Origin of the sequence: Paenalcaligenes niemegkensis, assembly GCF_022230885.1 — a bacterium.
GTDB classification, from domain to species: Bacteria; Pseudomonadota; Gammaproteobacteria; order Burkholderiales; family Burkholderiaceae_B; genus Paenalcaligenes; species Paenalcaligenes niemegkensis.
This window is the reverse complement of the sequence record NZ_JAKGCT010000004.1, coordinates 514,279-537,546: the sequence shown is the minus strand read 5'-3', so window position 1 is coordinate 537,546 and position 23,268 is coordinate 514,279. Positions and strand designations below refer to the sequence as shown.

The 23,268-nt window shown below is 48.3% G+C and carries 26 protein-coding genes and 2 pseudogenes; 15 read left to right on the top strand and 13 right to left on the bottom strand.

The genetic code is table 11. The features are described from left to right. The first annotated feature begins 115 nt into the window (after positions 1 to 115). Positions 116 to 922: a DUF4393 domain-containing protein gene (locus L1889_RS06565; RefSeq protein ID WP_238664461.1), complete on the top strand. Its 807-nt coding sequence runs from the start codon at positions 116 to 118 to the stop codon at positions 920 to 922. Positions 923 to 1,222: 300 nt separating this feature from the next. Here the strand turns inward: L1889_RS06565 and L1889_RS06560 are convergent, their stop codons facing one another. The 3 genes and pseudogenes from L1889_RS06560 to L1889_RS06550 form a co-directional block, all read right to left on the bottom strand. Further along, a complete protein-coding gene (locus tag L1889_RS06560; RefSeq protein ID WP_238664460.1) occupies positions 1,223 to 1,780 on the bottom strand; it encodes a hypothetical protein in 558 nt (185 codons plus the stop codon). Positions 1,781 to 1,859: 79 nt separating this feature from the next. Then, complete coding sequence (locus L1889_RS06555; RefSeq protein ID WP_238664459.1) at positions 1,860 to 2,111, bottom strand: hypothetical protein; 252 nt, start codon at positions 2,109 to 2,111, stop codon at positions 1,860 to 1,862. Between the two features lie 843 nt (positions 2,112 to 2,954). After that, positions 2,955 to 3,218, bottom strand: a pseudogene (locus L1889_RS06550) (phage integrase central domain-containing protein); the annotation flags it as partial. A 463-nt stretch (positions 3,219 to 3,681) separates the two neighbouring features. On the opposite strand from L1889_RS06550, the gene L1889_RS06545 reads away from it, so the two are divergent. The 4 genes from L1889_RS06545 to L1889_RS06530 all read left to right on the top strand — a co-directional run bounded on the left by L1889_RS06545 (position 3,682) and on the right by L1889_RS06530 (position 7,006). Beyond that, positions 3,682 to 4,377 carry an 8-oxoguanine DNA glycosylase OGG fold protein gene (locus tag L1889_RS06545; protein ID WP_238664457.1) on the top strand — a complete coding sequence of 232 codons (696 nt, stop codon included), beginning with the start codon at positions 3,682 to 3,684 and terminating at the stop codon, positions 4,375 to 4,377. A gap of 509 nt (positions 4,378 to 4,886) precedes the next feature. Further along, positions 4,887 to 5,141, top strand: a complete 255-nt coding sequence (locus tag L1889_RS06540) for a hypothetical protein (RefSeq protein WP_238664456.1) — start codon at positions 4,887 to 4,889, stop codon at positions 5,139 to 5,141. A gap of 477 nt (positions 5,142 to 5,618) precedes the next feature. Next, a complete protein-coding gene (locus L1889_RS06535; protein ID WP_238664455.1) occupies positions 5,619 to 6,410 on the top strand; it encodes a phytanoyl-CoA dioxygenase family protein in 792 nt (263 codons plus the stop codon). A gap of 125 nt (positions 6,411 to 6,535) precedes the next feature. Continuing rightward, complete coding sequence (locus tag L1889_RS06530) at positions 6,536 to 7,006, top strand: GNAT family N-acetyltransferase (RefSeq protein WP_238664454.1); 471 nt, start codon at positions 6,536 to 6,538, stop codon at positions 7,004 to 7,006. A gap of 86 nt (positions 7,007 to 7,092) precedes the next feature. On the opposite strand, the gene L1889_RS06525 is transcribed toward L1889_RS06530, so the two are convergent. The 4 genes from L1889_RS06525 to L1889_RS06515 form a co-directional block, all read right to left on the bottom strand. Next, the gene (locus L1889_RS06525) at positions 7,093 to 7,401 is read right to left on the bottom strand and encodes a type II toxin-antitoxin system RelE/ParE family toxin (RefSeq protein WP_238664453.1); all 309 of its coding nucleotides are present in this window, start codon (positions 7,399 to 7,401) and stop codon (positions 7,093 to 7,095) included. 259 nt (positions 7,402 to 7,660) lie between these two features. Further along, positions 7,661 to 8,524 (bottom strand): class A beta-lactamase, encoded by an 864-nt coding sequence (gene bla, locus L1889_RS06520; protein ID WP_238664452.1) that lies wholly within the window; start codon positions 8,522 to 8,524, stop codon positions 7,661 to 7,663. Between the two features lie 199 nt (positions 8,525 to 8,723). Further along, the gene (locus tag L1889_RS19125) at positions 8,724 to 9,155 is read right to left on the bottom strand and encodes a TIGR04141 family sporadically distributed protein (RefSeq protein ID WP_372871725.1); all 432 of its coding nucleotides are present in this window, start codon (positions 9,153 to 9,155) and stop codon (positions 8,724 to 8,726) included. Then, complete coding sequence (locus tag L1889_RS06515) at positions 9,148 to 9,816, bottom strand: TIGR04141 family sporadically distributed protein (RefSeq protein ID WP_257793947.1); 669 nt, start codon at positions 9,814 to 9,816, stop codon at positions 9,148 to 9,150. Before L1889_RS06515 ends, L1889_RS19125 begins: the two co-directional genes overlap by 8 nt. Before the next feature lie 792 nt (positions 9,817 to 10,608). On the opposite strand from L1889_RS06515, the gene L1889_RS06510 reads away from it, so the two are divergent. Both L1889_RS06510 and L1889_RS06505 read left to right on the top strand, forming a co-directional pair. Further along, positions 10,609 to 10,866, top strand: a complete 258-nt coding sequence (locus L1889_RS06510; protein WP_238664450.1) for a flagellin N-terminal helical domain-containing protein — start codon at positions 10,609 to 10,611, stop codon at positions 10,864 to 10,866. A gap of 38 nt (positions 10,867 to 10,904) precedes the next feature. Then, positions 10,905 to 11,162 carry a flagellin N-terminal helical domain-containing protein gene (locus L1889_RS06505; protein ID WP_238664449.1) on the top strand — a complete coding sequence of 86 codons (258 nt, stop codon included), beginning with the start codon at positions 10,905 to 10,907 and terminating at the stop codon, positions 11,160 to 11,162. 409 nt (positions 11,163 to 11,571) lie between these two features. On the opposite strand, the gene L1889_RS06500 is transcribed toward L1889_RS06505, so the two are convergent. Continuing rightward, positions 11,572 to 15,984, bottom strand: coding sequence for an AAA family ATPase (locus L1889_RS06500; RefSeq protein WP_238664448.1), 4,413 nt, complete (start codon positions 15,982 to 15,984; stop codon positions 11,572 to 11,574). Positions 15,985 to 16,725: 741 nt separating this feature from the next. On the opposite strand from L1889_RS06500, the gene L1889_RS06495 reads away from it, so the two are divergent. The 3 genes from L1889_RS06495 to L1889_RS06485 are packed head-to-tail and all read left to right on the top strand — an operon-like array spanning position 16,726 to position 17,605. Continuing rightward, positions 16,726 to 17,097, top strand: coding sequence for a type II toxin-antitoxin system RelE/ParE family toxin (locus tag L1889_RS06495; protein WP_238664447.1), 372 nt, complete (start codon positions 16,726 to 16,728; stop codon positions 17,095 to 17,097). A 1-nt stretch (position 17,098) separates the two neighbouring features. After that, positions 17,099 to 17,389: a NadS family protein gene (gene nadS, locus L1889_RS06490; RefSeq protein ID WP_238664446.1), complete on the top strand. Its 291-nt coding sequence runs from the start codon at positions 17,099 to 17,101 to the stop codon at positions 17,387 to 17,389. A 33-nt stretch (positions 17,390 to 17,422) separates the two neighbouring features. Continuing rightward, a complete protein-coding gene (locus L1889_RS06485; RefSeq protein WP_238664445.1) occupies positions 17,423 to 17,605 on the top strand; it encodes a hypothetical protein in 183 nt (60 codons plus the stop codon). Between the two features lie 34 nt (positions 17,606 to 17,639). On the opposite strand, the gene L1889_RS06480 is transcribed toward L1889_RS06485, so the two are convergent. The 4 genes from L1889_RS06480 to L1889_RS06465 all read right to left on the bottom strand — a co-directional run bounded on the left by L1889_RS06480 (position 17,640) and on the right by L1889_RS06465 (position 19,550). Beyond that, complete coding sequence (locus tag L1889_RS06480; RefSeq protein WP_238664444.1) at positions 17,640 to 17,855, bottom strand: hypothetical protein; 216 nt, start codon at positions 17,853 to 17,855, stop codon at positions 17,640 to 17,642. Positions 17,856 to 17,981: 126 nt separating this feature from the next. Next, positions 17,982 to 18,284, bottom strand: coding sequence for an addiction module antidote protein (locus L1889_RS06475; protein ID WP_238664443.1), 303 nt, complete (start codon positions 18,282 to 18,284; stop codon positions 17,982 to 17,984). 257 nt (positions 18,285 to 18,541) lie between these two features. After that, a complete protein-coding gene (locus L1889_RS06470) occupies positions 18,542 to 18,883 on the bottom strand; it encodes a hypothetical protein (RefSeq protein WP_238664442.1) in 342 nt (113 codons plus the stop codon). Between the two features lie 91 nt (positions 18,884 to 18,974). Then, complete coding sequence (locus L1889_RS06465; protein ID WP_238664441.1) at positions 18,975 to 19,550, bottom strand: nucleotidyltransferase domain-containing protein; 576 nt, start codon at positions 19,548 to 19,550, stop codon at positions 18,975 to 18,977. A 173-nt stretch (positions 19,551 to 19,723) separates the two neighbouring features. On the opposite strand from L1889_RS06465, the gene L1889_RS06460 reads away from it, so the two are divergent. The 5 genes and pseudogenes from L1889_RS06460 (at position 19,724) to L1889_RS06440 (ending at position 21,473) form a co-directional block, all read left to right on the top strand. Continuing rightward, on the top strand, positions 19,724 to 19,885 hold the full coding sequence (locus L1889_RS06460; protein ID WP_238664440.1) for a hypothetical protein: 162 nt from the start codon (positions 19,724 to 19,726) through the stop codon (positions 19,883 to 19,885). A gap of 254 nt (positions 19,886 to 20,139) precedes the next feature. Continuing rightward, the gene (locus L1889_RS06455; RefSeq protein ID WP_238664439.1) at positions 20,140 to 20,454 is read left to right on the top strand and encodes a type II toxin-antitoxin system RelE/ParE family toxin; all 315 of its coding nucleotides are present in this window, start codon (positions 20,140 to 20,142) and stop codon (positions 20,452 to 20,454) included. A gap of 2 nt (positions 20,455 to 20,456) precedes the next feature. Continuing rightward, positions 20,457 to 20,762, top strand: a complete 306-nt coding sequence (nadS, locus tag L1889_RS06450; RefSeq protein ID WP_238664438.1) for a NadS family protein — start codon at positions 20,457 to 20,459, stop codon at positions 20,760 to 20,762. Between the two features lie 42 nt (positions 20,763 to 20,804). Further along, the gene (locus L1889_RS06445; RefSeq protein WP_238664437.1) at positions 20,805 to 21,059 is read left to right on the top strand and encodes a helix-turn-helix domain-containing protein; all 255 of its coding nucleotides are present in this window, start codon (positions 20,805 to 20,807) and stop codon (positions 21,057 to 21,059) included. A 33-nt stretch (positions 21,060 to 21,092) separates the two neighbouring features. Then, a pseudogene (locus tag L1889_RS06440) lies at positions 21,093 to 21,473 on the top strand (helix-turn-helix domain-containing protein). 322 nt (positions 21,474 to 21,795) lie between these two features. Here L1889_RS06440 and L1889_RS06435 read toward each other — a convergent pair. Then, positions 21,796 to 22,269 (bottom strand): DUF2214 domain-containing protein, encoded by a 474-nt coding sequence (locus L1889_RS06435; protein WP_238664436.1) that lies wholly within the window; start codon positions 22,267 to 22,269, stop codon positions 21,796 to 21,798. Positions 22,270 to 23,268: the final 999 nt, after the last annotated feature.

Below are 23,268 nucleotides of genomic sequence, written 5' to 3'. Positions count from 1 at the left end.
CAAATAATGTCAGCGATTCCAAAGTAAACTTTTCAATAATGCAGTGGTTTTTGCCGATTCACTATACACACCCGTGCCATAATCAAAACATCTGGCATGTAAAACTGGAGAAAGTATGTCTGATTCCGATAACGTTAAAAGCGCAATAGATGCTGTGACCGGTTTAGTGAAAGAAGTCCCTGTCTATCAAGATTTACTACAGCCTTCCATTCGAGAAATCGGAAAAGGACTACATACCTTAACGAAGGCGGTAAGCATTGCTTTATCTCCTGTTAGCATTTTGGTTTGGGGTTATGAAGAAATCAGCAATTTCGTCACTACTAAAGTTGCTGAAAAGCTGAAACACACACCAATTGAAAATATAATACCGCCTAGACCAAATATTGGTGGACCGGCATTAGAAGCTCTTCGATATATAGGCCATGAAGTTGTGTTGACTGACCTTTATGCAAACTTGCTGGCAACCGCTATGGATAAGACTACGGCACGAAATTCGCATCCATCATTCGTTGAGCTGATTCGCCAGATGACGGCAGATGAAGCGAAAATCATGAAATTGTTTCTGAATCGAAATGCATATCCAGTTGTTTCAGTCCGTGCGGAAATTAAAGGGAGTAGCGTTGGATATGACCACACCATCCTAATTAATGACCTTGGTGATGATGCTAATTGCGAACTACCCGATATGAGTCCTTATTATCTAGATAATCTGCGACGCCTAGGACTTCTAGATATTCTTGCTGTATATGGCCTGCACGACGAGATTGAATACAGTAAGCTTGAAGAGAGTGAGGAAACAAAAAAAACAATCTCTGACATGTCACTAAATACAGAGTTTGAACCGAGAATTATTCGAGGTGGAGTCAAGATATCTCCTTTGGGAAGCTTGTTTTTGGAGGCGTGTGTCAAGCTGAAAGTTTAATTAAATTAAAGACCTAAGAGCGATGCTGATTCTGGCCAGCATTTACGCACGGATGTTCGAAAATGAAGACGGTACTCACAATCTGATTTGGGCACGAGCTTGCGGTAATTAACTACGTAATTCCCGCGCTCGGCTTGCTAGGCGTATTATCTCTCGACTCAACCCAAGCAATGATGTACAAATAATGAGGCATAGGCTTCGCGTTTGAAATGTCAGCTTCGGCCATCAACGGATATGCGAGGAACACAAGAATTGAACAGAGCCGTGAAGTGGCATCGGCTTGAATGAATTGTTAGGCACTTAGACATGTTGTCTATAGATCTGTGCTTTTCCTTCCACGGTATCGGTGAATGGCATCAGATAAGTGTTGGAAAATTCAGTACGTGATAGCAGGTCCTCAAGAACTTTTACTCTATTGTTGTTTGAGGAATACATACCCAACTCCGCAGGAGTGCAGACGTAGGGCGCAATTGAGGCGGGATACGGATATGTCACGGACAGTTGTGCCATCTGAGCGGGTGCGCACTTTATTAGAGAATTTCCGGTAACCATGCTAGTAGTCTGGACAGGATCTAGACAGTAGATAATCATTGACACTGGATGCATGGTATGCCGTGTGGAGTTCGGATCCCGGTAGGCTCCATACCCTCCGGGATCGTAACCTGCATGTAAAGAACCATTAATTTCGTCAATGGCGACTGAGTCGCGGGCTAGATCGTTTGCATCGACCTTGTCAGCAGCAAGACGTGCTGCGGTACTCTTGCCATACCCCAAAATCACACACGCTTTACCGTTGATTCGGAAAAGGTCGGCATAGTAGATCCGGTCAAGCCGAGGGCTCTTAATAAAGGTCAGCATAGATTCTCCTGGGTAATTAACGGTGGCACGCGAAGCTGGTACGGCTTAAATTACTTGTTAGGCTATATGTCGTTATTGATTATTTTCCCTCAATCTCCATCTGCTTTGTGACAACCTTGGTATTGTTTTCATACCAAGTAGCGTTCATCTTGGTTTGATTGTCATTCCAGTTTCTTTGTACTTCCGATGTCTGCGAAAAATATGCAATGTCAAATTTTGTTTTCTGTTCGATGAGTGCTATGTATGCCTTCACAAGTTCAGTATTGTCTGGAAGCTCTTGCATTCTCTGCTCAAGAAAGTGTTTGCACTGATAAAAAGCATTGTCGTTCATAGAAGTTGTTCCTGTTGTGTTTTTTACGTAACGATAAATAGATTACTCATTTCGTTCTTGATGAAATTTTCCAAACCAACTGAGTCTTGTATTTCTCATTAATTAACACCTTATTTTGTGCATTTAGATAAGCTTAGAAATCACCAAAACAGTTAAGTGTTCACTTCTAACTGATTTTTATCTTTTAATGTATTTATTTTAAAAACTACAGCAGTGTTAACTACTGTGCTTCGCACTTAAAAAATATTAGACCTCAGTTCTATTCATTGGAATAAATTGTTTACGGCAGGACTTAAAGAAACTTAAGGCCTGAGCTTGAGGGGATGGAAGATGAGGACTACAGTAATCATATTTGAAGGATTCAATCTACGTTGAAAGGTTGATATGTACATCAATTTTTTTAAAACCGAATCATTTTTATATACACCTACATATACACATCCATCTAACTCGACATTGCCCCCACGATCCATTTTAATTAACTACAGAACTTTACTGCTCCCGTTCCACCACACTTAACATGGCACTGCGTCTTTTCGACATCGGTCCAAAAATTTCTTTGTGATCTGTTCCATGCTTTCAGCCGCCGTAAATGCATCCCAAATGTCTGCCCAATTTTGCATAAAGATTCGACGAGAGCTGATATATCTGGTGTGGTCATAGGGCGCGCGTGAGGAGTCGCTTTTTTTGATGTGTGCTAACTGCAGATCCACGCAATTTTCGGGATAACTCAGCAAACTCAGGACCGTTGTAGCCGTGGACCGAAAGCCATGTGTGGAAAATGGCCCTTTGTACCCCAACGCTTCGATAGCATGGTTCAGGGTGGTTGATCCCATGGGTAAATCAGGGTAACGGAGGGTTATGACGCACCGGTGGGCGCTTAACCAAACCCTTCTGCATAGAGGCAGGATCAACATCGCAAAGCCCTTGCTGTGCGTCATAATTAAACGTCTGACTAATCCATTGTCGAACCGTCATGACAATGGAGGCTCCAAGCTCGGCGATGTTAGTAATCAACACATGTAAATTGCTCACTTTAATCGTCGAAATGGGCAGTTTTCCAATAGCGGGAAAAACATCTCCCTCCATATAAGACACGACTTGAGCATTGTAGGATTGGCTCTAGGTTTTATTGGAAGCCATCCATTCCACTGCATCAGAGCATCATGTTGCCTTCGATGTTTCATATTCAGAACGGCTGATCAGGACTTGCCCACGGCTCGTTCAAATCAAACACCACTTTGTCACCGATATCGACGCTTAGCGCTTAATCTACTGTCAGGTTTTTTGCCGTGATCTTGAGTGAGGTGTTAGGGGAGGGCAGGCGAACAGGCGTTACACACGAGTGCCCGTGTGTAACGCCTAATTGATCAGTGCTCAGAAAAATAGTTGGGTACAGCATATGGGGCTTGTCTCATTCTGACTTGTTTTGAAATATTTAGTTGGATGCGTTAAAGTTGGGGTTTAGGCTTCTGCTTACGGGGCGGATGATCGCACCGGCCATCCTTCGGTAGCGTGCACTCTACGTTTTCACCAGATTCAGCGAATAGGGAGGTCAATGAAATTGACGATGCCAAAATCACATGCAAGCACGCCTTGGCTGATGAAGCACTCGGCGCTGTCCTATGCCAACCAATGGTTCATGACAGACCGCAAATTCATGAAAGAGCTGAGAAAAAACGGCTCCCAGGAAATTGACGCCCGCGTTCTGGGAACTCTCGCGGCAAAATACATGGTAGCCCGTGGGTTCAAGACTGAAAGGGGCGATCCGCTCTCGAGCAGCCAACGATGGGGAACGGCGGCAGTGCACTTAACGGCCGCCGTTCAAAGCCCAGAGCAAGCCGAAGTCAAGGTAGATACTCTCGCAATTGAACTGGGCAAGATCGCGCCAGTAAAGAGAGTTCCTAGTAAGCTGCTTTCGGCAGCCACGAAATTCTTATGGTTTGCTGGCGAGCACGACGTGCGAATACTGGACAAGCGAGCAGTTGATGCACTCGGCCGTTTCAGGGGCGCTCGAGGTACATTGGGTGCCAACTACAAGCAGTATGCGACAGTCTGGAAAGAGCAGTTTGATGCCCACGAGAAAGTTCTGGAAGAAGCGCTTTTCGACCTGCCACGCCAGCTCGTGTGGACGTGCATCCCGTCCGACGTGCATGCCGAGGCAAAGGCGGTTTTCAAAGAGCTTTGGTTCGCTGATCGCATTTTCGACAAATACCTCTGGACACTCGGAGTCGGCGTGGATGGCGGGGCTACGTCGTTTGTCTAGGTTGACGCGCAACTACTGGACGTGTACGCGCCCTGAGGGGCAGCTCTTCGGTGCTCATTCGTGCATAGCAGATTCCCACTTTGGGTCGATAGCAGGTATACACAACAAGCTAAAGGCTGATCAGTCAGACTAATCACCTCTGCCAGATAAGACAAAAGCCACCTCTCTAGGCCTAATCTTATTTGCTCTAACTTATTAACAAACTGCTGGCGGTTTATGGCTTATCTTATCCGCTATATATCACTCAGAAGAGGTACTTGGTGTCTGAAGATAATAAACTATTAATGAGATCACTAGAGTAGGTCGTCGACATAGACCCACCAGCCATCATTGCATCAGTTGCAGCAGACCGTCGCAATCGACCGGGTGCCTCTAAAAGCAACTAGCAGAATCTGCTTTCGCGCGCGCTCGCTGGAAAGCTACAACAACAGGGGTAGCCGCTGGGTTACCAGCGAATCCATGGCTTGCGGTGCCAGCAGCCACCTTCGATGTGGCCACTACGCTAAAAGTTGAAGTTCTCGCAACTGTACGAGTCTGTTATTTTCGATGAGAGTTTTTTTGATGATGAAAATGCTGCATGGGAATTATTAATTCCAATTTTTGGGATAAATGTAGGCAGCCATTTTTTTACACAGGCTGGCATACGAGGCGGCATGGGGGCAACAAGAGTTACCATCAAGAAGTACCTGACTAAAGAAACGCTCAAACATTTTCAAAGGCTCATGCTCAAGTACTTCGGCATAAAAGTTACCAAAAAGGGGTGATAACAAAAACCCTGCCGATTGTTGGTGGCTTGATTGGTGGAACATGGAATTATTTTGAAGTTGGTGCTGTAAAAAAGCGAACCATCAATTACTTTACAGATAAGAAAATATAATTTCTTTTTCCAAACTGATCAGCCAGACTAGCGGCAACCAAGCTCTCACACCTAAGCCCTCTCAACGAGGGGTTTTTTGCGTCTGTAGCCTTTGCTCCTTAGGCCGTTTTTTTATGGGCTGCTCTATTTCTAGGTAGACCTTATAATGTCTACAATCGGCCAGAAGCAGACGCTCACTCGACGGCGTCCTGCAAGGATACTCGAGTGGGCCTTGTTCCCTTTCCCCACGCTGTATAGACTGTAAGAATGATGTTTATGTCCACACTCTTCCCGCTAATCTGAACGGCCTGAATCGTTCCAGCGCGTATACGCCAATCAAAACAAATTGGCTCTGCTGACGCAGTGACCGATCGGAGAATGTGTAATGCCTAAAACCGATCAAACCAGCCTGACGTCCTGCCAGGTCCAGAGCTTCATTGACGACGGTTTCGTCAGAATCGAAAATGCCTTCAGCACCGACCTTGCAAGACAATGCAGGGATGCGCTATGGATAGAGATGGGTCTGTCACCAGACGAACCCCAAAACTGGACTCAACCAGTTCTCCGAATGGGGTGGAAGTGCTCAACGCCCTTCATTGGCGCTGCCAACACGCCACAGCTGCACCAAGCCTACGATCAGCTCGCCGGGAAGAGTCGCTGGCTTGCACCCAAAGGCCTAGGAACCTTTCCGATCCGCTTTCCCTCATCTGAGTCCGCTGGCGACGATGGTTGGCATGTGGACATGAGTTTTGGCGAGGCTAGCCCGGATTTCATGGAATGGCGTGCCAATGTGAAAAGCAAAGGACGCGCATTGCTGATGCTCTTTCTGTTATCGGATGTTGGACCCGATGATGCGCCCACAAAGATTCGGAAAGGCTCGCATGCCTTCATTGCGCGGGAGTTACTGCCCTATGGCGATGCGGGTGCAACGCTTAGGCAGCTCTCTGCCAATGGTTACGCTTCTACACAAGGTTGCGAGATCGAACTAGCCACGGGCGCGGCGGGCACCGTCTATCTCTGCCACCCGTTTCTTGTTCATGCCGCGCAACCTCATCGAGGGGAACGACCACGCTTCATGGCACAACCACCGTTGCTGCCACGAGGCGAATTCGAACCGGCGTTGTCGCCATCACCGACGCAACTCGCCATCCGCCAGGCTTGTGAGCTAGGGTTCTAGATTGGACAGCACCTGCGTGCCGCTTGGCAGGCCCTACGCCAACGATGGCCAAATCCGCAATGGCTCGGGGTAAAACATTTGGGACAAACGTCATTCGACATTCGGCCAAAAGCAGGAGTATGCTTGTGGTTCACTTATCATTCTTACTTCATCGCCGTGAATCAAGTTTCTATCCGACCAATGACCATTGCCGACTATCACAGTGTCATCGCAATGATGAAAAAACTGATGGGGTTACTTTTCGCGATGCGGATTCACTGGAGGCTACTCAACGCTACTTATTGCGCAATCCTGGCTTGAGCTTCGTTGCTATCGAACGCGACACTATTGTTGGATGTATCATGTCAGGCCATGATGGTCGTCGCGGCTACCTGCAGCACCTTGTGGTCTTGCCTACACACCGTAAACGTGGCATTGCCTCCCGCTTAGTCGAGAATTGCTTGGCTGGGCTCGAACGACTCGGCATTCAAAAGAGTCATATCGACGTTCTCCAAGAAAACCACTCTGCCCACCGCTATTGGGAAGGTAGGGGATGGAAGTTGAGAACGGACATTCGTCGATATTCTTTCCTGCGCTCGGGCAGCGTCAACGCCTAGGGACAGCTAGCAGCCATATACTGACGGCTGCTTTGAAACAAAGGCTGTATGAAAAGAGAAGTTGTCGATGACTGTTTCGACCGAGATCAGTGGTAGTCGGATTTCCATTGATGCCTGACAGCCGAAATGGTTACGAAGTTATCAGGCTCTATTTCAAACAGCACAACATAACCTGTTGAGCTAAACGGAATAATAAGTTCCCTTAAGTACGGGTTGCCTGGCGTTGCTTTACGACAGCTATATGGAAATTGTCCCAGCAATTCGAGAGAACGAGTGGTGCCGTTCAGAGCCTGTTCCGCAATGCGAGTAGTGTGTGGATCTTGCTCCAGCAGATAATCATAAAGTCGAAGCAGGTCAGACTGCGCCTCTTCTGTGAAGGGGACAGAATAGCTCACTGTAGGCCGCGCTTCACCAGGGCCTTTTACAAGTTTGAATGTAGTTGATCCACTACCGCTTCGGACTGCACATAGCACCCTGTTTTATACGCGCTTTCATGGTCCCGCAGGTTCTGCTCGCTATGAGCATCACTATCTTCGGTTCAACGGCCTTTTTTACCTCCATTACCTACATCGCTCCAATGACGATGGAGGAAGCAGGGTTCTCTGACGCGGGTATTGCAGGGCTTATAATTCTCTTCGGCCTTGGACTTCACATTTACAACTTCACCACGATCTTCCCCACCTTAGCCAACACCGCTTTGCGCGCGTTGCTGTTTATCCCGTCATTCGTGTAATACGCGGCCACCAATATGGGTTGTCGTCCTGGTGGTGTGATAAGAGCAATATCGTTATTGGTATTGTTCGCGGCACCGGTTTTGTCGCCGATGAGCCAGTCCGATGACAACCCCGCTTTTAAAGTCTGAGAGCCCGTCTGGTTCATTGCGAACCAGTTGATAAGCCGTGTTCTAGATTCTTCGGAGAGTGTTTTGCCGAGCATGATCTTTTGCATATTTTCCAGCATTGACTGAGGGGTGGTCGTATCTTCGTCACCCTGTTGACTACCATCGAGCGGCTCAATATGATCCAGTCGTGTTTTAGTATCGCCCAGACTTCGGGCGTACGCGGTAACGGCAGCTGGCCCACCGAGTGTTTCCAACAACAGGTTGGCGGCGGTATTGTCGCTCATGATCATCGTCGCTTCGCAGAGCTCCTGAATACTCATGCCGGGTGATCCAACATTCAGCCCAGTGACCGGCGCCCAAGCAAGGATCAACGATCTATCGAAGGTGATTCGTCGGTCGAGCTGCTCCTCGTTGTTATCCACACGCTTCAAAACTGCGGCCGTCAATAGCAACTTGAAGGTGCTGCAAATTAAGAATCGTTCGTTGCCGCGGTATGCAGAACGCATCCCCGTCGCTGTATCAAGAGTAGCTACGCCCAGTCTTCCACCGTGCCTGTGTTCGAGTGCGGCTATCAGGGCGACCGTGTCTCCTGTTGTCTGCGCAAAGGACGATCCTGGGCGGGCCAAAAGAGCTCCAGTACTGTACAACAAGGTTTTCAACAAATATCGGCGGTTCATTTGGGCTCCATAGCAAATCGCTTGGGGAAATTATCTGCGTCGCTTATGCATGATAAGCCCTGTGAGGACTGTCCGCTACGGGTCGGCTGCAGCCACTACGCGTCATTACCGAATCTTATTTTCAACGGGCAGTTGAGAAACACTAATAGCGCGGTATGCCATTTAAGCTTCCACTTACCCGCCTGTGCAGGTTTCCTAATTAAGGGATTAAGCGCTGTGACTTTGCGGCACCAGCGATTGAAACCCGAAATCCACGTCGAGTGAGGTTTTCGAACGCTTTCGTCAGATTGACCCTGCTGAAAAATGGTAAGTTCTGCTTGAGCGTAGCACTGTCCTCTCCCAAGATCAGAAAAACAATCTCGTAGTCTGCGCTCCTGATAGTGTTTAAAGGTACGAGATCATGTGCGGCCGGATTAACTCTACGCAGCACAGTTCGTGCCTTCTTGCGGAACTCTTTATCGCCTAGCATGATTTCCGCAGCCACACCTCCCTGGGCAAAGAGATGGCTAAGTCCAGCCGATCCACCCTTGCGATGCTTTACGTGCACCAACTGCTTAGCAGGGGTCAGTAGGTCGCAGAGTTCTATGGGTGATGTGGTACGGTTGGTTTTGACAAGCTGCTTGTCAAGCAGGAAATACCCATGCGCCGATCTCCGGCAGTGTAACCATGATTCCAGGATCGCGCGCGGAGATGGCTTGAACCAACCGCATATTCAGCGCATCAATCGAGACATCGTCCTTGACCTTGCGAACATTATCGACCCATGAGAAAGACGCCTTGTAGTCTTCATTGGCATAGTAACCTTTGACGCGACGGCACAACATGGGAAAATCTTCGGCTTCCATTTCGACGCTAAAGGAGAACGCAGCATCTCCACCTGCAATCTGCATGAGATTAACTTCCCTCTTGGGAACACCAGTCACGGCGCGAAGGATATCCCGAAGGATGTCGATTCCAAATACGCTTACCTCCGAATCGCGAGCCGCCTGAGATTTTTTCTGAACAGGTTGGTCTTCAAGAGTATGTAAGTCAACGCTTCGTAATGATTTTTCGTCGAGTGTGTTGAGCGCTGTTCGAAGACCAAAGTCCTGTACGAACAGCGACTGCTCAAGCAAATAACGATCGTAACCAAAGGTAAAAGCAAAAATGTCGCCATCTACTCGAAGCAACAGTGCTGCAGAACTCGATCGATTGGCCAGATTCGGTACTACGAGACCCGCAACCTCGTCGAGCACAGGGCCCCAGCGAGGTCTTTTTTCGGTGCTTTGCTTTACGTAAAGACCCCCTCTCATTGAAGTTGGTGGCTGCTGTTTGATACGTATCATTTCTTTTGTTTCAATATGTTAAGTGAAAAACATCCAAATATCACGTTTCAAAGTTTTAAACCGGAAGTTATTGGGACAGCAGTGGTCGGTTCTTGCTTTTGGATCAAAACTAAATTGTTCAAATGTCAACGCTAGCTGTCATCGGAACTCCGTGTATCTGGCCAGTTGGTCACTGTCATTTTGAAGAGAGGGTCAGGGCTGACTCAGCGTGATCACGCCGATTGCAGGTGCAATTCGATACAGGCTGGACGATTAATCAGCTCGCGGCACTATTCGAGTGGAATTTGTATCGCAAGCGCTGCACACCCACGACAAAGACCAATCTTCTCATCTGAGATTCTGCAGGCATGATGCATCTCTCACAGTCAACGATCGGTGACGGGTGATAATTTGTTGCTTCATAATGAAAGACTGGTTTCGCTTAAAACTGCCAATAAGAAATCACAGATGAGTTTCCGCTTTGGGTCGTCTGCTTACCGAGTGTTTTTCCCTCCAAATTATCAATCTAGTTATATTGCCCTTCAAAACCAGATATCTGTCTACTTTCAACACAAAAACTTTAGCTTTACAGCTACAGAATCACAGGAGTTTTTATAAAAGTAGGGATTTGGCTATGTTTGATTAAGGTTATCTGTATTGCCTGCAGAGATGGATGGCATGCCTCCCTTGGGTATAAGTAGTTTGCAAGACGCTAAAGTTTTTTAAAACGTTACCGTTACCTAAGGAAGATTAAGTCACCCTTAACCTTTGTTCTGGCTTATGCAAACTATTTACACCAATCTGTCATCCGTGAAGGCGTTACAGAACCTTCAGCGTAATAATTCAGCATTGACCGTTGCCAGTGAACGCTTGGCGTCCGGCATGCGTGTTAATGGTGCTAAAGACGATGCTGCCGGGTTATCTATTGGAAATCGCCTGACTAGCCAAATCACGGGGCAGGCGATGGCGCGGCGCAATAGTAATGATGGCGTCTCGCTGACCGCCACTGCAGAAAGTGCCCTGGCCGGTATGTATTAGACAGGCTGCAGCGTGTTCGCCAACTAACGGTGCAAGGTGTGTCGGGTGGGCTTAATCAAATCGACCGTGACACGATTCAGGCCGAGATCAATTTGAATTTAAAGGAAATTGATCGTATTGTGCAGCAGGCTGAATTCAACGGGGTTCGTTTGCTGGATGGTACGGGTGGCATGGTTAACTTGCAGGTTGGTGCTTACGACAATCAGGTGCTGGGCGTTGATTTAAACCCTCCTGGTTTTGATGTGGAAAGCTCTATCCCTCGCAGGGTTGATGGATTGAATTATTGTATTATGTAACAATCTAAGTTTAATTGAAGATTAAAATAATATTCTAGAAATTTATATTAGAATTGTTTTATAAATTTCATAGTATTTAGATTTAATTACTCGTCAATTTATATGTATATTCTTGGTTTGATAGCTACGGTTAACAGACTTGAGTCTTACCTGAGGTCTAAAGTGTTGATCTGCGGAGCTTAAATTCATGAATGATTCCGTCAGGAGTCTCCATCGTGGAGGCAGGTCACTTCCGCGTGTTTGTGCGTGTAAAACTACCGTAGATTTGGCTGTAATTTAATATTATTGTTTCGAACAAGAGTCAGTCCTTATAAGCTGTGCTTTGGCGCAGGTAGAGGCAGCTAAATACGAAGTAGGTCTAAAAATTTAATAGGAAGAACTAACTATTGAGCGATGTCCTATGGTTCATCTAGCCACGCATAAGCGAAGCAGCGGCTGCCTCTTCCGCCCCGTAAACCGCTCCATCCAACAATCGTTCGTATAAATCCATGGCTCGACTTCGGAGTGAATCTGTCGACCTTTGGAGCGAAATGGCAATAGCCACGAAGCTCTCGCCGTGTGGTATCCCAAGGGATGATTCACCCTTTGCGAACATAAGATCTGCACAGCGCTCCGTCAATTCGAGGACTAGCTCTTCAAAACCTGGGTAGAGAAGCAAGGCCTGCAAGATATGTGTGAAATTTCGGCCAAAGCAAGCGCTCAGCACTGCGGGATTGCCAGCAATAGCGCCGAACATTTCTTTGGTAAGGGAATCTCCTATCGGTGCCTCTTGGTATGGCACGATACAAGCAATGGCCGAGGCATCGTGTCCACTAGCCTGTTGTACAAAACGCATTAATATACGATGCGCAGCGTGCCGCAACGTGGGAGCGTCTTCGCGCCAGGCCGTAGACGCGGTGAACAAGATGCCCAAACGTTCCGGGCTGGCTGAGCCAGCTAGAACTTGTTCTAGCTGTAAGGCTGCCGCTTTGTTCTCGGGGTTAAGGAGAACCGTTGCCATCAGCAATTCTCCAGCAGCCTGCCGGCTCTCTGACTTGTCACTGGCTAACCACCAATCCCGTATCGCTTTCATCATCTCATCAGCGACGAGCTCGCGGTTGCTCCATAGGAAGTCCCCGATGTATTCGTTCGAGAACGCATCCGGGAACCTTTCCCAGACCGTTTGTAAAAGTCGCGTCGTGCGCGGGCGGTTCGCCCAGTACAACGGTTGGCCGCGAAACATCAGCAACGCGGTCCAAATCGCAGGGTCTTCAGCTCGATCCACATGCCGTTCTAAGGCGGACAGCCAACCATCCCAATCCGGTTCTTTGCGACTTAACAGTCCTGCCGCCATCGCTGAAAGCAACGAGAAGTTGTCCTGCGGAAGCACACGCATGCCTCCCGGATTTTGGCCAAATACAATCGCCTTGGTCTGAGTGCTGCGTGCGCTGCTTGCTTTGCGATTGTGCTTCTCCAAACTAATTCTCTGCGCAATTTGTGTCTCAATGCATTTTGAGTCGTTAACGATCCAAGTCTCCAGTAAAGCGAGGTCTTCGTCGATTAAGCCTGCACCGCGTTTTGCCAGATGCTGCAGAGCCCAAGCCGTGTCTCTTCTCCATATTTTGCTAGCAAATCCTTCGCGATGCCATTTCCATATGAGTGCACGTATGTGCTGTGTATTCACACTAGGATTATCGGCAAGAGCACGCAGTAACTCGCCTGCTGCGTTCTCATGTCGATTGGGCTGAAAGTGATGCTCCGCGATGCACAGAGCACGCTCAGGGTGAATTTTGGCGAATGCCGCAAACGCACGAGCTAACTCCACGATGCCGCCGTCGAGATGCAATCGACGGCTCCTCGGTCGGCGATCGGTAGTGTCAGCAACTTCATCAATCAATTTGAATATGTCCTTGTCAGAAGCACGGGTCATCTGTTGCACGGACATCGGTGATCCGACAAAGGACGCCATCATCTTGCCTCGGTCTCGTCTCAGAATCGGCTGCTTAGATAGCCACTCCTGGACTTGTCGGTATCGGCGTGGTTCCAAAACTCCGGTAGGCAGCAATGCCAACAGTGAAAGCCGCCGCTCCTGTGCCCAAAGTCGGTACTGGAGTCGCATCGGTGCATCAGTCTCTCCCAGAGCCTCAACCATGTATGGCTCCCATGATTCGATACTCAACCGTAGACGTTCTAATTGCTTCGCGTCAACCTGCGGAACGATAGCTCTTAGAAGCGTCTCTGTGGACCACCCTGTAACCAGCTGACTCACACCGTGAGCGTCCTGAACAAAAGCCATACCGAGTTGTAGTCGACGCGGATCCGCCAATAAGTATTCAACACCTTCGTTTGCCAGCGCTGTATTTCCAGCCGCAAAACCTTCAGCAATCAAGGCCTGAACCTCGTCGACCTCGGTATCCAAGAACGGGGAGATTAGAGATAGGAAATGGCGTGGATGCTCTTTGGCGCAGGCGAGAACAACAGACCTGGCGACTTCAAAGATGCCATCCTCAGACACCGCGTAATCCCATGATGAGGGCAGGCTTGTTGAGCATGGATAGGCATTCCGATGGCCTTGTGATTCATCCTTTTTCTGACCAGCCACGCGCACGAACCATGGGAGGAGAGTGCTGGCGAAAGTTTTTGATGAACGCTCTATGAGCTTATCTAAACCGTAGAGTTGCAGTTGATCGTTATCATTGATATCTAACCCTTCAAGATAGATTTTTAGCAGATCGGCAGCATGATTGTCACTTAATGCTTGTGCATATTTAACGATCGCGTAATCACCGCTCTTCTGCCGTGAAAAGATGAGTTGGAGGCGTTCGACAGATGCTGGAGACCATTGACTTGAATTGGAAAACACATAAAACACATCAAGATCACGGTCAGGGGAATCCCAAATCGCTGAGATTGATTTGACTACGAAGTCAGCATCGAATGGAGCTTCCGTAATTAACATCTGAATCGCACTCCATCGCAGATCCGGGTTACCCATGATGACAGTCGTTAACGGGCGTAGATACTCACGCCAGTCTACCCAATGAGCCGTAGCTCTAGTGAGGGCTCGTCGTGCCAATGGCGCATCGCTATGCACTAGCTGTTGTAGCCAAGTTCTCTCACGCTCGGAGGGTTGCCGCTGTCCGGCGACCATATCTACGACGAGGTGGCGAAGGTGTCGCCGCGTTCTGGCGTCTCCCAGCAAGGCATCGATCGCTGAAGTATAGGCAGGTAGATCGAAGGTACGGAGGCGCTGCAATGCACGCAACACGGTAGCCCGTGCGAAGAGGCCGCCTTGCCTTTGCCAGGCATAGTTAGCAAGCGATTGGCCGCTAGTGAAATTCTTGACTTGGAAGTCATCCAACCAAGCTTGATGACTGAAGCCCACCAAGCCATTCTGCCTCACGGCAATTCCGGACGCCACTGCAACTTGGACAGCCTGGGGATCCTGAGTTTCATAGGTATCGACTGGCCGCCACAGCGATTCGGTCTGGGTCATGTCAACGGCCAACGTTTCTAGAAACGTAAGCACTGTCTGGCGCATCGCGGAGTCACCGAGGTTGGCGGATATTAACCAGGTATTCAAAAGCTGTGAGGCCACCAACTCGGAGCCAGGAACACCACATCGGAGAATATCAACGAAGATACGCAGTGCAAAAGGCCGTCTCAGCGTCTCGCTTAATGTTGCAGGAATTTCCTTCTGCGGGATGTGCAGACGGTGAAGCAGTGCTTGGACTTGTTCGTGACTCGGTAATGCGAGCTGGATGGTCTCAGCGTAAAGCGACTGAAAACGGGCGTCATAGTCCGCTTCGAAGGGTCTCGAAGAGACGAGAATATGCACGGGTGGCTCAGTCTGTTTCTTATCTTGAAAATGATGGGCGATCTGTAGCATTAGCCGCATCCGTTCCGATGATCGATCCATGACCTCACTGACAGCGTCCAACTGGTCGATTAGCACGACAACTGGAGCGGTCCGCGCCAAGGCCTCAATCTCGCTGAGCAGATGTCCGTGAAGTCCCAGTGCTGCTGACACATCGTCTAGTGTTTTCACATGCGTGGGAAGGAGATCTGCCTTGATGGCGAAAACGACCATTCCTTGTTTCTGGAGGCGTGAAGTTAGCTCGGCGAACAATGCAGACTTTCCCGAGCCAGACTCGCCGATGACCAGCGTGCAGGCATAAGGATGTTCGCGAATACGTTGCTGAAGTACTTCAAGCTCGGGTCGATCGATGCGCTCGCCGCCAATTGTTTGAGTCCAAGATTTGAGCGCTTCGGAAGCTACCTTTGCATCGGCTCGGGCAACGTCGATATCAACCGTATTGAACACGGAGGTTGGAGCTAATTGCTTTTCGATGCGAAGAACCGTGGATCGGATTTCTTCAAGAGCTTGATCGCGAATCGGCTCCCGCCAATGCTTAGATGCGTAGAGGGCTGGACGCAGGCGAGTCAGAAACAGAGAAAAGGCAATCTCCAAGGCGGGGCGCTGCGTACGGAACAACTGCGATAAGGTTTTCTCTAGTGAGCGTCCTCGCAGAAAAGGCTCTACGAATCGCTCGATGTAACCTTGAACGATTTCCCCATCGGGCTTATCAGTAGTCGGATCACGAAGAAATTGCAAAACCGCCGGCGCGACGACGTGATGGATGAACGTCTCCGAGCGAAAGTCTTCCGCTAAGACAGGTACGGCAGCTACAGCATTCTCCATAGCATCTTCGATGATTGCAATCAGCTCTACCTTTGCCCCAGTTTCGCACCATTGGCTCCTGAAAGCATCCGCTGCCACGTTGCCCATCCGGCCCACTGCCCAGCCGATGGCTCCCTCGATAACTACTGACAATATTGGCAAATTGTCTCCGTACTGTTGATCATGTATTTCGCTCAGTCTCGGGAAGTCTTCAAGATTGACGCACGCAGTCGAACTTCTCCAATAGTTGCTCCTGGCCGGCATCAGGCATCAGCCTGTTTACTGTAACAAAATAAAATGTTCTGAACTAGCTACTTAATCGTGCACTTAGCCAGGGCTACTAAGGCCGCTACTTTAATTGCTCTATCGTTAACTTTCAAAAGAGCTTGAGTTTTGTGCTCCTCGCACGTGTATGAATGAACCATGGCACGAGATACTTCTCGCGCTTCATATTCCGTTGTCAGGCTACAAACTATGCCGCTGACAATATGTAGTCAGTTTCATTGCTTCTGTGTGTACAGAACTGTCCTGAACCATCAGACGCAGATACCGATAAATTGAGTCAGTTTGAGTTCAAATAATTGAAGCGGGTAGGGCGGCCAACCAGGATGCTTCTGTCATAGATACACTCAGGTTTAGCGGTCTTTTACTGCTATTGTAGATACCCTGATTGTTACTGCTATGTGCGAATCTATACCGATGACTGATCAGTAAATCCAAATTTTTATTAGTCCTGATAAAAAATCAACTATCGAGGAATACTCGATAGTTCACCAAGAGGGTAAACGGCATGTTCGTGATCGATCAAGCATTACAATTTAGATGTCTTTGTTTCGGTTGGCGATCGTGTCAGATTGCAGCAGGCTAAAAAATTGGCGTGTTTTTCTTGTTGAGTGGACGTCAATGACGTATATTAAAATAATGAAAGTAAAGCCCATCACCGTCGTTGAGCTTTCCGTATTTCTCAATTTAGCGAAAGCAATCTGGACAGACGAAGAACGGGCAGAGTTGATTGATTATGTGGCGCGTAACCCCGAAGGCGGAGATGTCATACCCGGAACGGGTGGCGTTCGAAAATTGCGATGGAGTAGATCCGGTATCGGCAAGCGTGGTGGCGCACGTGTGATTTACTTCTACTACCATACGGACGCCCCGATTTATATGTTGCTGACCTATGCTATGGCCACGAGCACTGACTTGACGCCGGGTCAGAAGCAACAGGTGACAAAACTGACCCTACTGCTGAAAGAGCGGCATAGTGGGAAAGGAGATTGAAATGGGAACGACTTTTGGCGACGATTTGATTGAGAGTTTGAATCAAGCGGTAGCTCACACGAATGGACAATCAAAAGCGGCGCGGGTGCATGTGGTAGAGGTACCCGATGTACGTAGCCTGCGCAAACGGCTCAAGATGTCGCAGCAAGCTTTTTCTTCAGCCTACCGTATTCCTCTGGCAACGCTCAAGGGCTGGGAACAAGGGCGGCGTCAACCTGACGCAACCGCAGCGGCGTATTTGAGCGTCATCGAAAAATTGTCAGCAGAGACGCGGGCCGCACTTGAAAGCTAAGTTGACGCCGAAACAGTAGAAATGGAGTGAATTATGGAAATCTATTCAATCCGTACCGAAGCAGACTATAAAAAGGCGCTCAAAGTGGTTTCTCGCCTAATGGAGTCCGATCCTGATATTGGCACTCCTGAAGGCGACCACCTGGATGTGCTTACAACACTAATACAAGTCTATGAGGCCAAGGCTTTTCCTATTGATCTGCCTTATCCCCATTGAAGTTGGGTGGCCAGCCAGATTTGATCAACACGGATCACGTAAACAGTTCCCGTGTCCGCTGCGCCAGGGCGTTGTGCTCGCTGACTGGCCAGCGTACCTTCATGCTCAGCACCTGATTCGCCAACTCAAGCTCAATCGTTGAGCCAGTCCCGTCTCGTTCAGGCGTTGGCGCGACTGGTGTCGGTGCCTCGGCTTTGCAATCGTCGGTCACTTGCAGGGGCTTGAGGGCAAACCAGTTCGCCGGTGCCATGTCAAGGGTTTGACGCGCCGGAACCTTACGTAAATTCTCACCATAAGCAGGAACGAAGCATCAGAACGAACGAAAGAAAGCGCCTCAAGGGCGCTTTTTTTGCCGTTTGAGAGAGGGCTGCTGCTTTTAAGCGTGGGAAACGGATTGCGGTTGCAGCTTGATGCCTAACGCGTGCATTACTTTTAGGATAGTCCCGAAGCTTGGGTTACCTTCACCGGACAGCGCTTTATAAAGGCTTTCTCTGCCCAGGCCGGTGTCCTTGGCGAGTTGTGTCATGCCTTTAGCGCGGGCAACATCACCTAACGCAGCAGCGATGAATGCCGCGTCATCGCCAGCTTCGTCCATGCAGGCCTGTAGATACAGAACTACATCCTCTTCAGTCTTGAGGTGTTCGGCTGCATCCCATTTACGTAGTTTGATTTTTTCCATGACGGTCTCTCTTACAGTTTCCGCGCTATTTCAAGCGCGGTTTTGATGTCTTTCTTTTGGGTGGATTTATCGCCGCCATTCATAAACAACGCAGCCCTCACGAGCATAGTAAACGCGATAACCTAGAGGATGCGGTTAAGTACCCTTGGCAATTTCCTGAGAGAGGGGCATTTCCGGAAGAGATGCATTTACGTGACATGCCTGCAAGCAAGTGAAACCGGACAGCTTGCCATTCTATTGGTACCGATCTTAATTATTTATTCCTTTGGTTTTAGCGATTTAACTAATCCTTGAATTTCGTCAGTAATACTTATTAATTCTTTTAATAATTGAGGGTTAATATCCATATGCCCCTCGTACTCGGCAAGGTTACGTGCATTATGGCACTTATCCAAAATACGCCATTTGGCCTTATCTAATCCCAACGTATGCTGTAAACACTGAAATACCAAATAGCGACTATCTGAGCGATAACCATGCCAACGTAGCGCAGCTAAAGAAAAGCTATAGGCAGCACCGTAGGCCAACATAAATCGGCTATCCTCACTTAATCCTGAAATCGCTACATCTTTTAATTTATTATCACCGGCTCGCAGCATGCCTGCAAACTCGTTAGCATTAAAAGGTTTGCTTTTAATTGATTAATTTTGACTAAATTTTCTAATGCATCCATAGAGTTTCCTTCAGATCTTAATCCCGCAACAAGTCTAACCTTTCTTGTTCCATCACCTTAGTCAAAAAGCTTTGCCCTTGCTCAAAGCGTTCGGCGAACTCCTGAGGTGTATAAATCGTTGGATTAACGGTGCGCTGTAAGGCTTGCTCAGCACTTTCGAGCAAACTCATGACTTCGCTATAGCTGATGTCATCGCCCACCAACATCAAATCCACATCGCTGCCTGCGTGCGCCTCCCCCTTGGCGATTGAACCATAGACAAAAGCTTGTTTTAACTGTGGGAAAAGCGGTGCTAACGTTGTTTTTAACACCTCGGCCACACCAAAGGTTTTTCTAACCAGAGAGACTAGCTCTGCTGAAATCGGTGAAGCCGGATTCACTTGGTAATGGGTTTGATTACCTTGCTTATGCATTACGAGTAAACCTGCATCTGTTAGCTTGCTGACTTCACGGCTAATCGCGCCTCTTCCCATGTTAGCTAAGCGTACCAGTTCATTCAAATAGAAACTTTTATCCGGCTGACCAAACAGCACAGCCAGCACTTTCTGCTGTGTTTTGGTAAAAAGAGCATCACCGACACTTGTCTTTGCCATACCTACACCAAATAAGACTCAATTTGGGTATCATAAGACCCAAATTGGGTCTTGTCGAGTGTTCCTCGCAGGTGCGGGGATGAGTCACGCACGAGACACTTCTTGCGCTTCATCTCCAACTGTTGGCGTTGCTCGCTTCGGAACCTTGTAAGGTGCGAAGGCCTTGTGCAAGCATGACGCCCAGACCCTATGCTCTATTAATTATGCCCACTGAGGTAGAAGACGCAGCGATCAACGCTGGTATTGCTGCAGACCCAGATACTGATGAGTTAAGCCTAGCCGAGTTCAAACAATTGAAGTGGGTAGGGCGGCCAGCCAGGATGCTTCTGTCATAGATGCACTCAGGCTAAGCGGTCTTTTGTTGCTATTGTAGATACGTTGAATGTTACTGCTATGTGCGAATCTATACCGATGACTGATCAGCAAATCCAAATTTTTATTAGTTCTGATGTAAACCCAATCGCTACAAACGATTTGTCAGAGCACTGAAATGAACGCAAACGATTTCACTATCACCGAAGGCGGTGATACGGCACTAGAAAGATTTTTTTAACAATCAAATTTACTACGCCATTGGCGTATCATATCAATGATGGTATTTATTGAAACCCCTACATTCACTAAACAAATAACCACGTTGTTAGCAGATGATGAGTATCGTTCATTGCTAAATGAACTTGTAGAAAACTCAAGTAAGGGTCCGATTATTTCTGGGGGTGGAGGAATCAGGAAGTTGAGTTTTGCTCGGTCAGGGACAGAAAAAAGCGGGGGAGTTCGAGTGATTTATTACTGGGTTGCCGCAGATCACCAAATTTACATGCTGGTTGCTTATCCTAAATCTAAAAAAGATACGCTGACTAAAGTGGAACTTGCTGTATTACACGATCTGGTTAAGGAATTATAGCCATGGATAAAAATCTATTTGTTGAACTGAAACAAAGCTTGATAGAGGCTAAGGCCATTCGCCACGGAAAATTGCAACCGTCACGCCAGTTTGAGGTTGAATCAATTGACGTCAAAGCTGTTCGTGAGCGCACTAAATTGTCACAAGAAGAGTTTGCGACCGCTATTCATGTGAGTGTACGAACGTTGCAAAATTGGGAACAACATCGTCGTACGCCTACAGGCCCGGCAGCCGCACTGTTGAAAATCGTGAATACTGCGCCCGAAGTGGCAATCAAAGCCTTGCATGCGCCATTCGATACAATATAAATAAGTGCGAACGCAACCGTTCCCGACGATTTGATTGAGAGTTTGAATCAAGCGGTAGCTCACGCGAAGGGGCAATCAAAAGCAGCGCGGGTGCATGTGGTAGAGGTACCTGACGTGCCTAGCCTGCGCAAACGGCTCAAGATGCCGCAGCAAGCTTTTTCTTCATCCTACCGTATTCCGCTGGCAACGCTCAAGGGCTGGGAACAAGGGCGGCGTCAACCTGACGCAACCGCAGCGGCGTATTTGAGCGTCATCGAAAAATTGTCAGCAGAGACGCGGGCTGCGCTTGAAAGCTAAATTGACGTCGAAACAGTAGAAATGGAGTGAATCATGGAAATTCATCCAATCCGTACCGAAGCAGACTATAAAAAGGCGCTTAAAGTGGTTTCTCGCTTAATGGAGTCCGATCCTGATATCGGTACTCCTGAGGGAGACTACTTGGATGTGCTTACAACGCTAATACAAGTCTATGAAGCCAAGGCTTTTCCTATTGACCTGCCTGACCCCATTGAAGCCATTAAGTTTTGAATGGAGCAAGCTGGGCTTACTGCTAAAGATTTAGAGCCAATGATTGGCCGTCGCAATCGCGTATACGAAATCTTGAATCGTAAGTGATCTCTTGCGCTGCCGATGATTTGGAAGCTGCATACAGAACTTGGAATAGCTGCTGAAAACCTGATTCAACCGCCTGCTGAGTTTATCCACGTTTAAAGTAGTCGGTTCCAGGCAAACACAGTCACCTTGGCCTTCGAGTTATATCGGAAAAACAATTAAAACTGGATCTGTATCTTGGTGCGTCGTCAATGGTGATAGACGGCATCAAGTGTTTTGCCCACGCTCATTCAAATCTAACGCCACTTTGTCACTGACATAAACGCCCAGCGTTTGGCGTATAGCTTCAACGAGATCAATAACTTATTAAGGCAAGCACCGATGCCTAATGAACTGCCAAGCTTTTATTGTGGTTCTTGAGTTGAGTGTTAGGGGAGGGGAGCTACTCACCCACCGACAATCTCCCGCCAATTACATCGTCTCAGACAAAACCTATCCAGCGGCCGGCTATGAGGACAGAAAGCCAAAGTATGGCGGATGTGATGGCCAAGGTTCGAACTCGCACAGATGGCTGGCCGCTGCGCAGGGCTGCATCAAAGTGCTCGCCGCGATGCTGAAGTGCGATGTTGCAGATTGCCAGTACAAGCAGTGTGGCCTTGAAGAGGAAAGCTGGATTCTCTGCGTACTCCACCGGCTTCACTGAGAATAACCAAAGCCCTGTCGTTACCGCGAGTGCGGTGCCCGTCGCCGCTGCGCGTACAAGAAAGGGGCCAAGGGTAGGCAGATCCCGCCTGCGCGTTGAACGTAAAAGAAGCAAATCGAGCGGTAGGATCGCGCCAAGAAGTAGCCCAATACCAAGGATGTGGGCTGCATTGACAACGAGATAGGCGACCCAGTATTCCTGCAGGAAGGCGGCACCGGGCCAGCCGGAAATTGCTTGCAAAAAACCTGTCATCGCCGTGTCGTCATTGCTTGATGCGTTCTGGATACATGTCGTACTGTTTGCCGCCGACCGTAATGCGCACGGCTTTTATATGCGCCTTGTTCGGCTTTCGCTTGATACCGACATAATCATGCTCCTTGAAGTGAGTAAAAAACTGAGAGTCCAACGCATTGACCCAGCTCCCGTTTTTAACGGTACAAGAACCGCCAGTGCCGACGGCCCCCAAAGCGAAGTGTAATAGCCTTTTCCAAACGTTAGCTTTGGGCCGTAACCTGCCTGAGTAATTAGCCACTCTCCAGATTATCAACTAGTTATGATGCTGTTCAAGATCACAATAGTTGCTATACATGCCACCTCATAGCTAAAAACCTGACGCTTGGTGTTGCTAGCTATTTCTTTTGACCTCTAGCACGTACTTCCCGAGGTGGATGATCTTCTGCCTCACTCACCTCAAACCTCAGCTCAGACTATAAAGTAGGTATCCCTACGCTAATAAAAAATATATCACAACCTCGGCTGTGACAGAGTGAGAGAGCCTGAGCTGATTCTCCATTTGGATCGTGAGCGTCCAGTCCTGCGCTTGCCGTTGAAATTAACGTCGCTGGGTATCTCAAGCTGCTAGTTTGGGACCAGTTGTTCGGTTCGCTCAAACGCGCCGGCGAACAGCAATGAAGTGACCCTAATAGTTTATGTAACTACACTAATTCTATGGAAATCACATTTGATCCGGTTAAAGACAAAGCCAACCAAAGCAAACATGGTGTTACGCAGCGAAATAGCCACATGCACATTATTAGCCTACGCAAGGCAAGCAGACGTGAGGTACAGAGCTATGTCGAACAAACCTAAACTAATTATTCTCACTGGGGCAGAAGATGCGGCAATCAGCGCTGGCATTGCCGCATTAACGTCGTAAAGCGAGCCGATTGGGCAAATGTAGCGGTGTGGTGCAGCTGATTTGATGGATGTCTATCCCATGAAAATTGGGTATAGCCAGGTCAGTCAGGCTAA

What these genes read in the sequence shown, in the direction of transcription:
- L1889_RS06565 (WP_238664461.1), top strand. Translation starts at nt 116, where the DNA reads ATGTCTGATTCCGATAACGTTAAAAGCGCAATAGATGCTGTGACCGGT.
- L1889_RS06560 (WP_238664460.1), bottom strand. Translation starts at nt 1,780, where the DNA reads ATGCTGACCTTTATTAAGAGCCCTCGGCTTGACCGGATCTACTATGCC.
- L1889_RS06555 (WP_238664459.1), bottom strand. Translation starts at nt 2,111, where the DNA reads ATGAACGACAATGCTTTTTATCAGTGCAAACACTTTCTTGAGCAGAGA.
- L1889_RS06545 (WP_238664457.1), top strand. Translation starts at nt 3,682, where the DNA reads ATGCCAAAATCACATGCAAGCACGCCTTGGCTGATGAAGCACTCGGCG.
- L1889_RS06535 (WP_238664455.1), top strand. Translation starts at nt 5,619, where the DNA reads ATGCCTAAAACCGATCAAACCAGCCTGACGTCCTGCCAGGTCCAGAGC.
- bla (WP_238664452.1), bottom strand. Translation starts at nt 8,524, where the DNA reads ATGAACCGCCGATATTTGTTGAAAACCTTGTTGTACAGTACTGGAGCT.
- L1889_RS06515 (WP_257793947.1), bottom strand. Translation starts at nt 9,816, where the DNA reads ATGAGAGGGGGTCTTTACGTAAAGCAAAGCACCGAAAAAAGACCTCGC.
- L1889_RS06510 (WP_238664450.1), top strand. Translation starts at nt 10,609, where the DNA reads ATGCAAACTATTTACACCAATCTGTCATCCGTGAAGGCGTTACAGAAC.
- L1889_RS06495 (WP_238664447.1), top strand. Translation starts at nt 16,726, where the DNA reads ATGACGTATATTAAAATAATGAAAGTAAAGCCCATCACCGTCGTTGAG.
- nadS (WP_238664446.1), top strand. Translation starts at nt 17,099, where the DNA reads ATGGGAACGACTTTTGGCGACGATTTGATTGAGAGTTTGAATCAAGCG.
- L1889_RS06485 (WP_238664445.1), top strand. Translation starts at nt 17,423, where the DNA reads ATGGAAATCTATTCAATCCGTACCGAAGCAGACTATAAAAAGGCGCTC.
- L1889_RS06480 (WP_238664444.1), bottom strand. Translation starts at nt 17,855, where the DNA reads ATGGCACCGGCGAACTGGTTTGCCCTCAAGCCCCTGCAAGTGACCGAC.
- L1889_RS06475 (WP_238664443.1), bottom strand. Translation starts at nt 18,284, where the DNA reads ATGGAAAAAATCAAACTACGTAAATGGGATGCAGCCGAACACCTCAAG.
- L1889_RS06470 (WP_238664442.1), bottom strand. Translation starts at nt 18,883, where the DNA reads ATGCTGCGAGCCGGTGATAATAAATTAAAAGATGTAGCGATTTCAGGA.
- L1889_RS06465 (WP_238664441.1), bottom strand. Translation starts at nt 19,550, where the DNA reads ATGGCAAAGACAAGTGTCGGTGATGCTCTTTTTACCAAAACACAGCAG.
- L1889_RS06460 (WP_238664440.1), top strand. Translation starts at nt 19,724, where the DNA reads ATGACGCCCAGACCCTATGCTCTATTAATTATGCCCACTGAGGTAGAA.
- L1889_RS06455 (WP_238664439.1), top strand. Translation starts at nt 20,140, where the DNA reads ATGATGGTATTTATTGAAACCCCTACATTCACTAAACAAATAACCACG.
- nadS (WP_238664438.1), top strand. Translation starts at nt 20,457, where the DNA reads ATGGATAAAAATCTATTTGTTGAACTGAAACAAAGCTTGATAGAGGCT.
- L1889_RS06435 (WP_238664436.1), bottom strand. Translation starts at nt 22,269, where the DNA reads ATGACAGGTTTTTTGCAAGCAATTTCCGGCTGGCCCGGTGCCGCCTTC.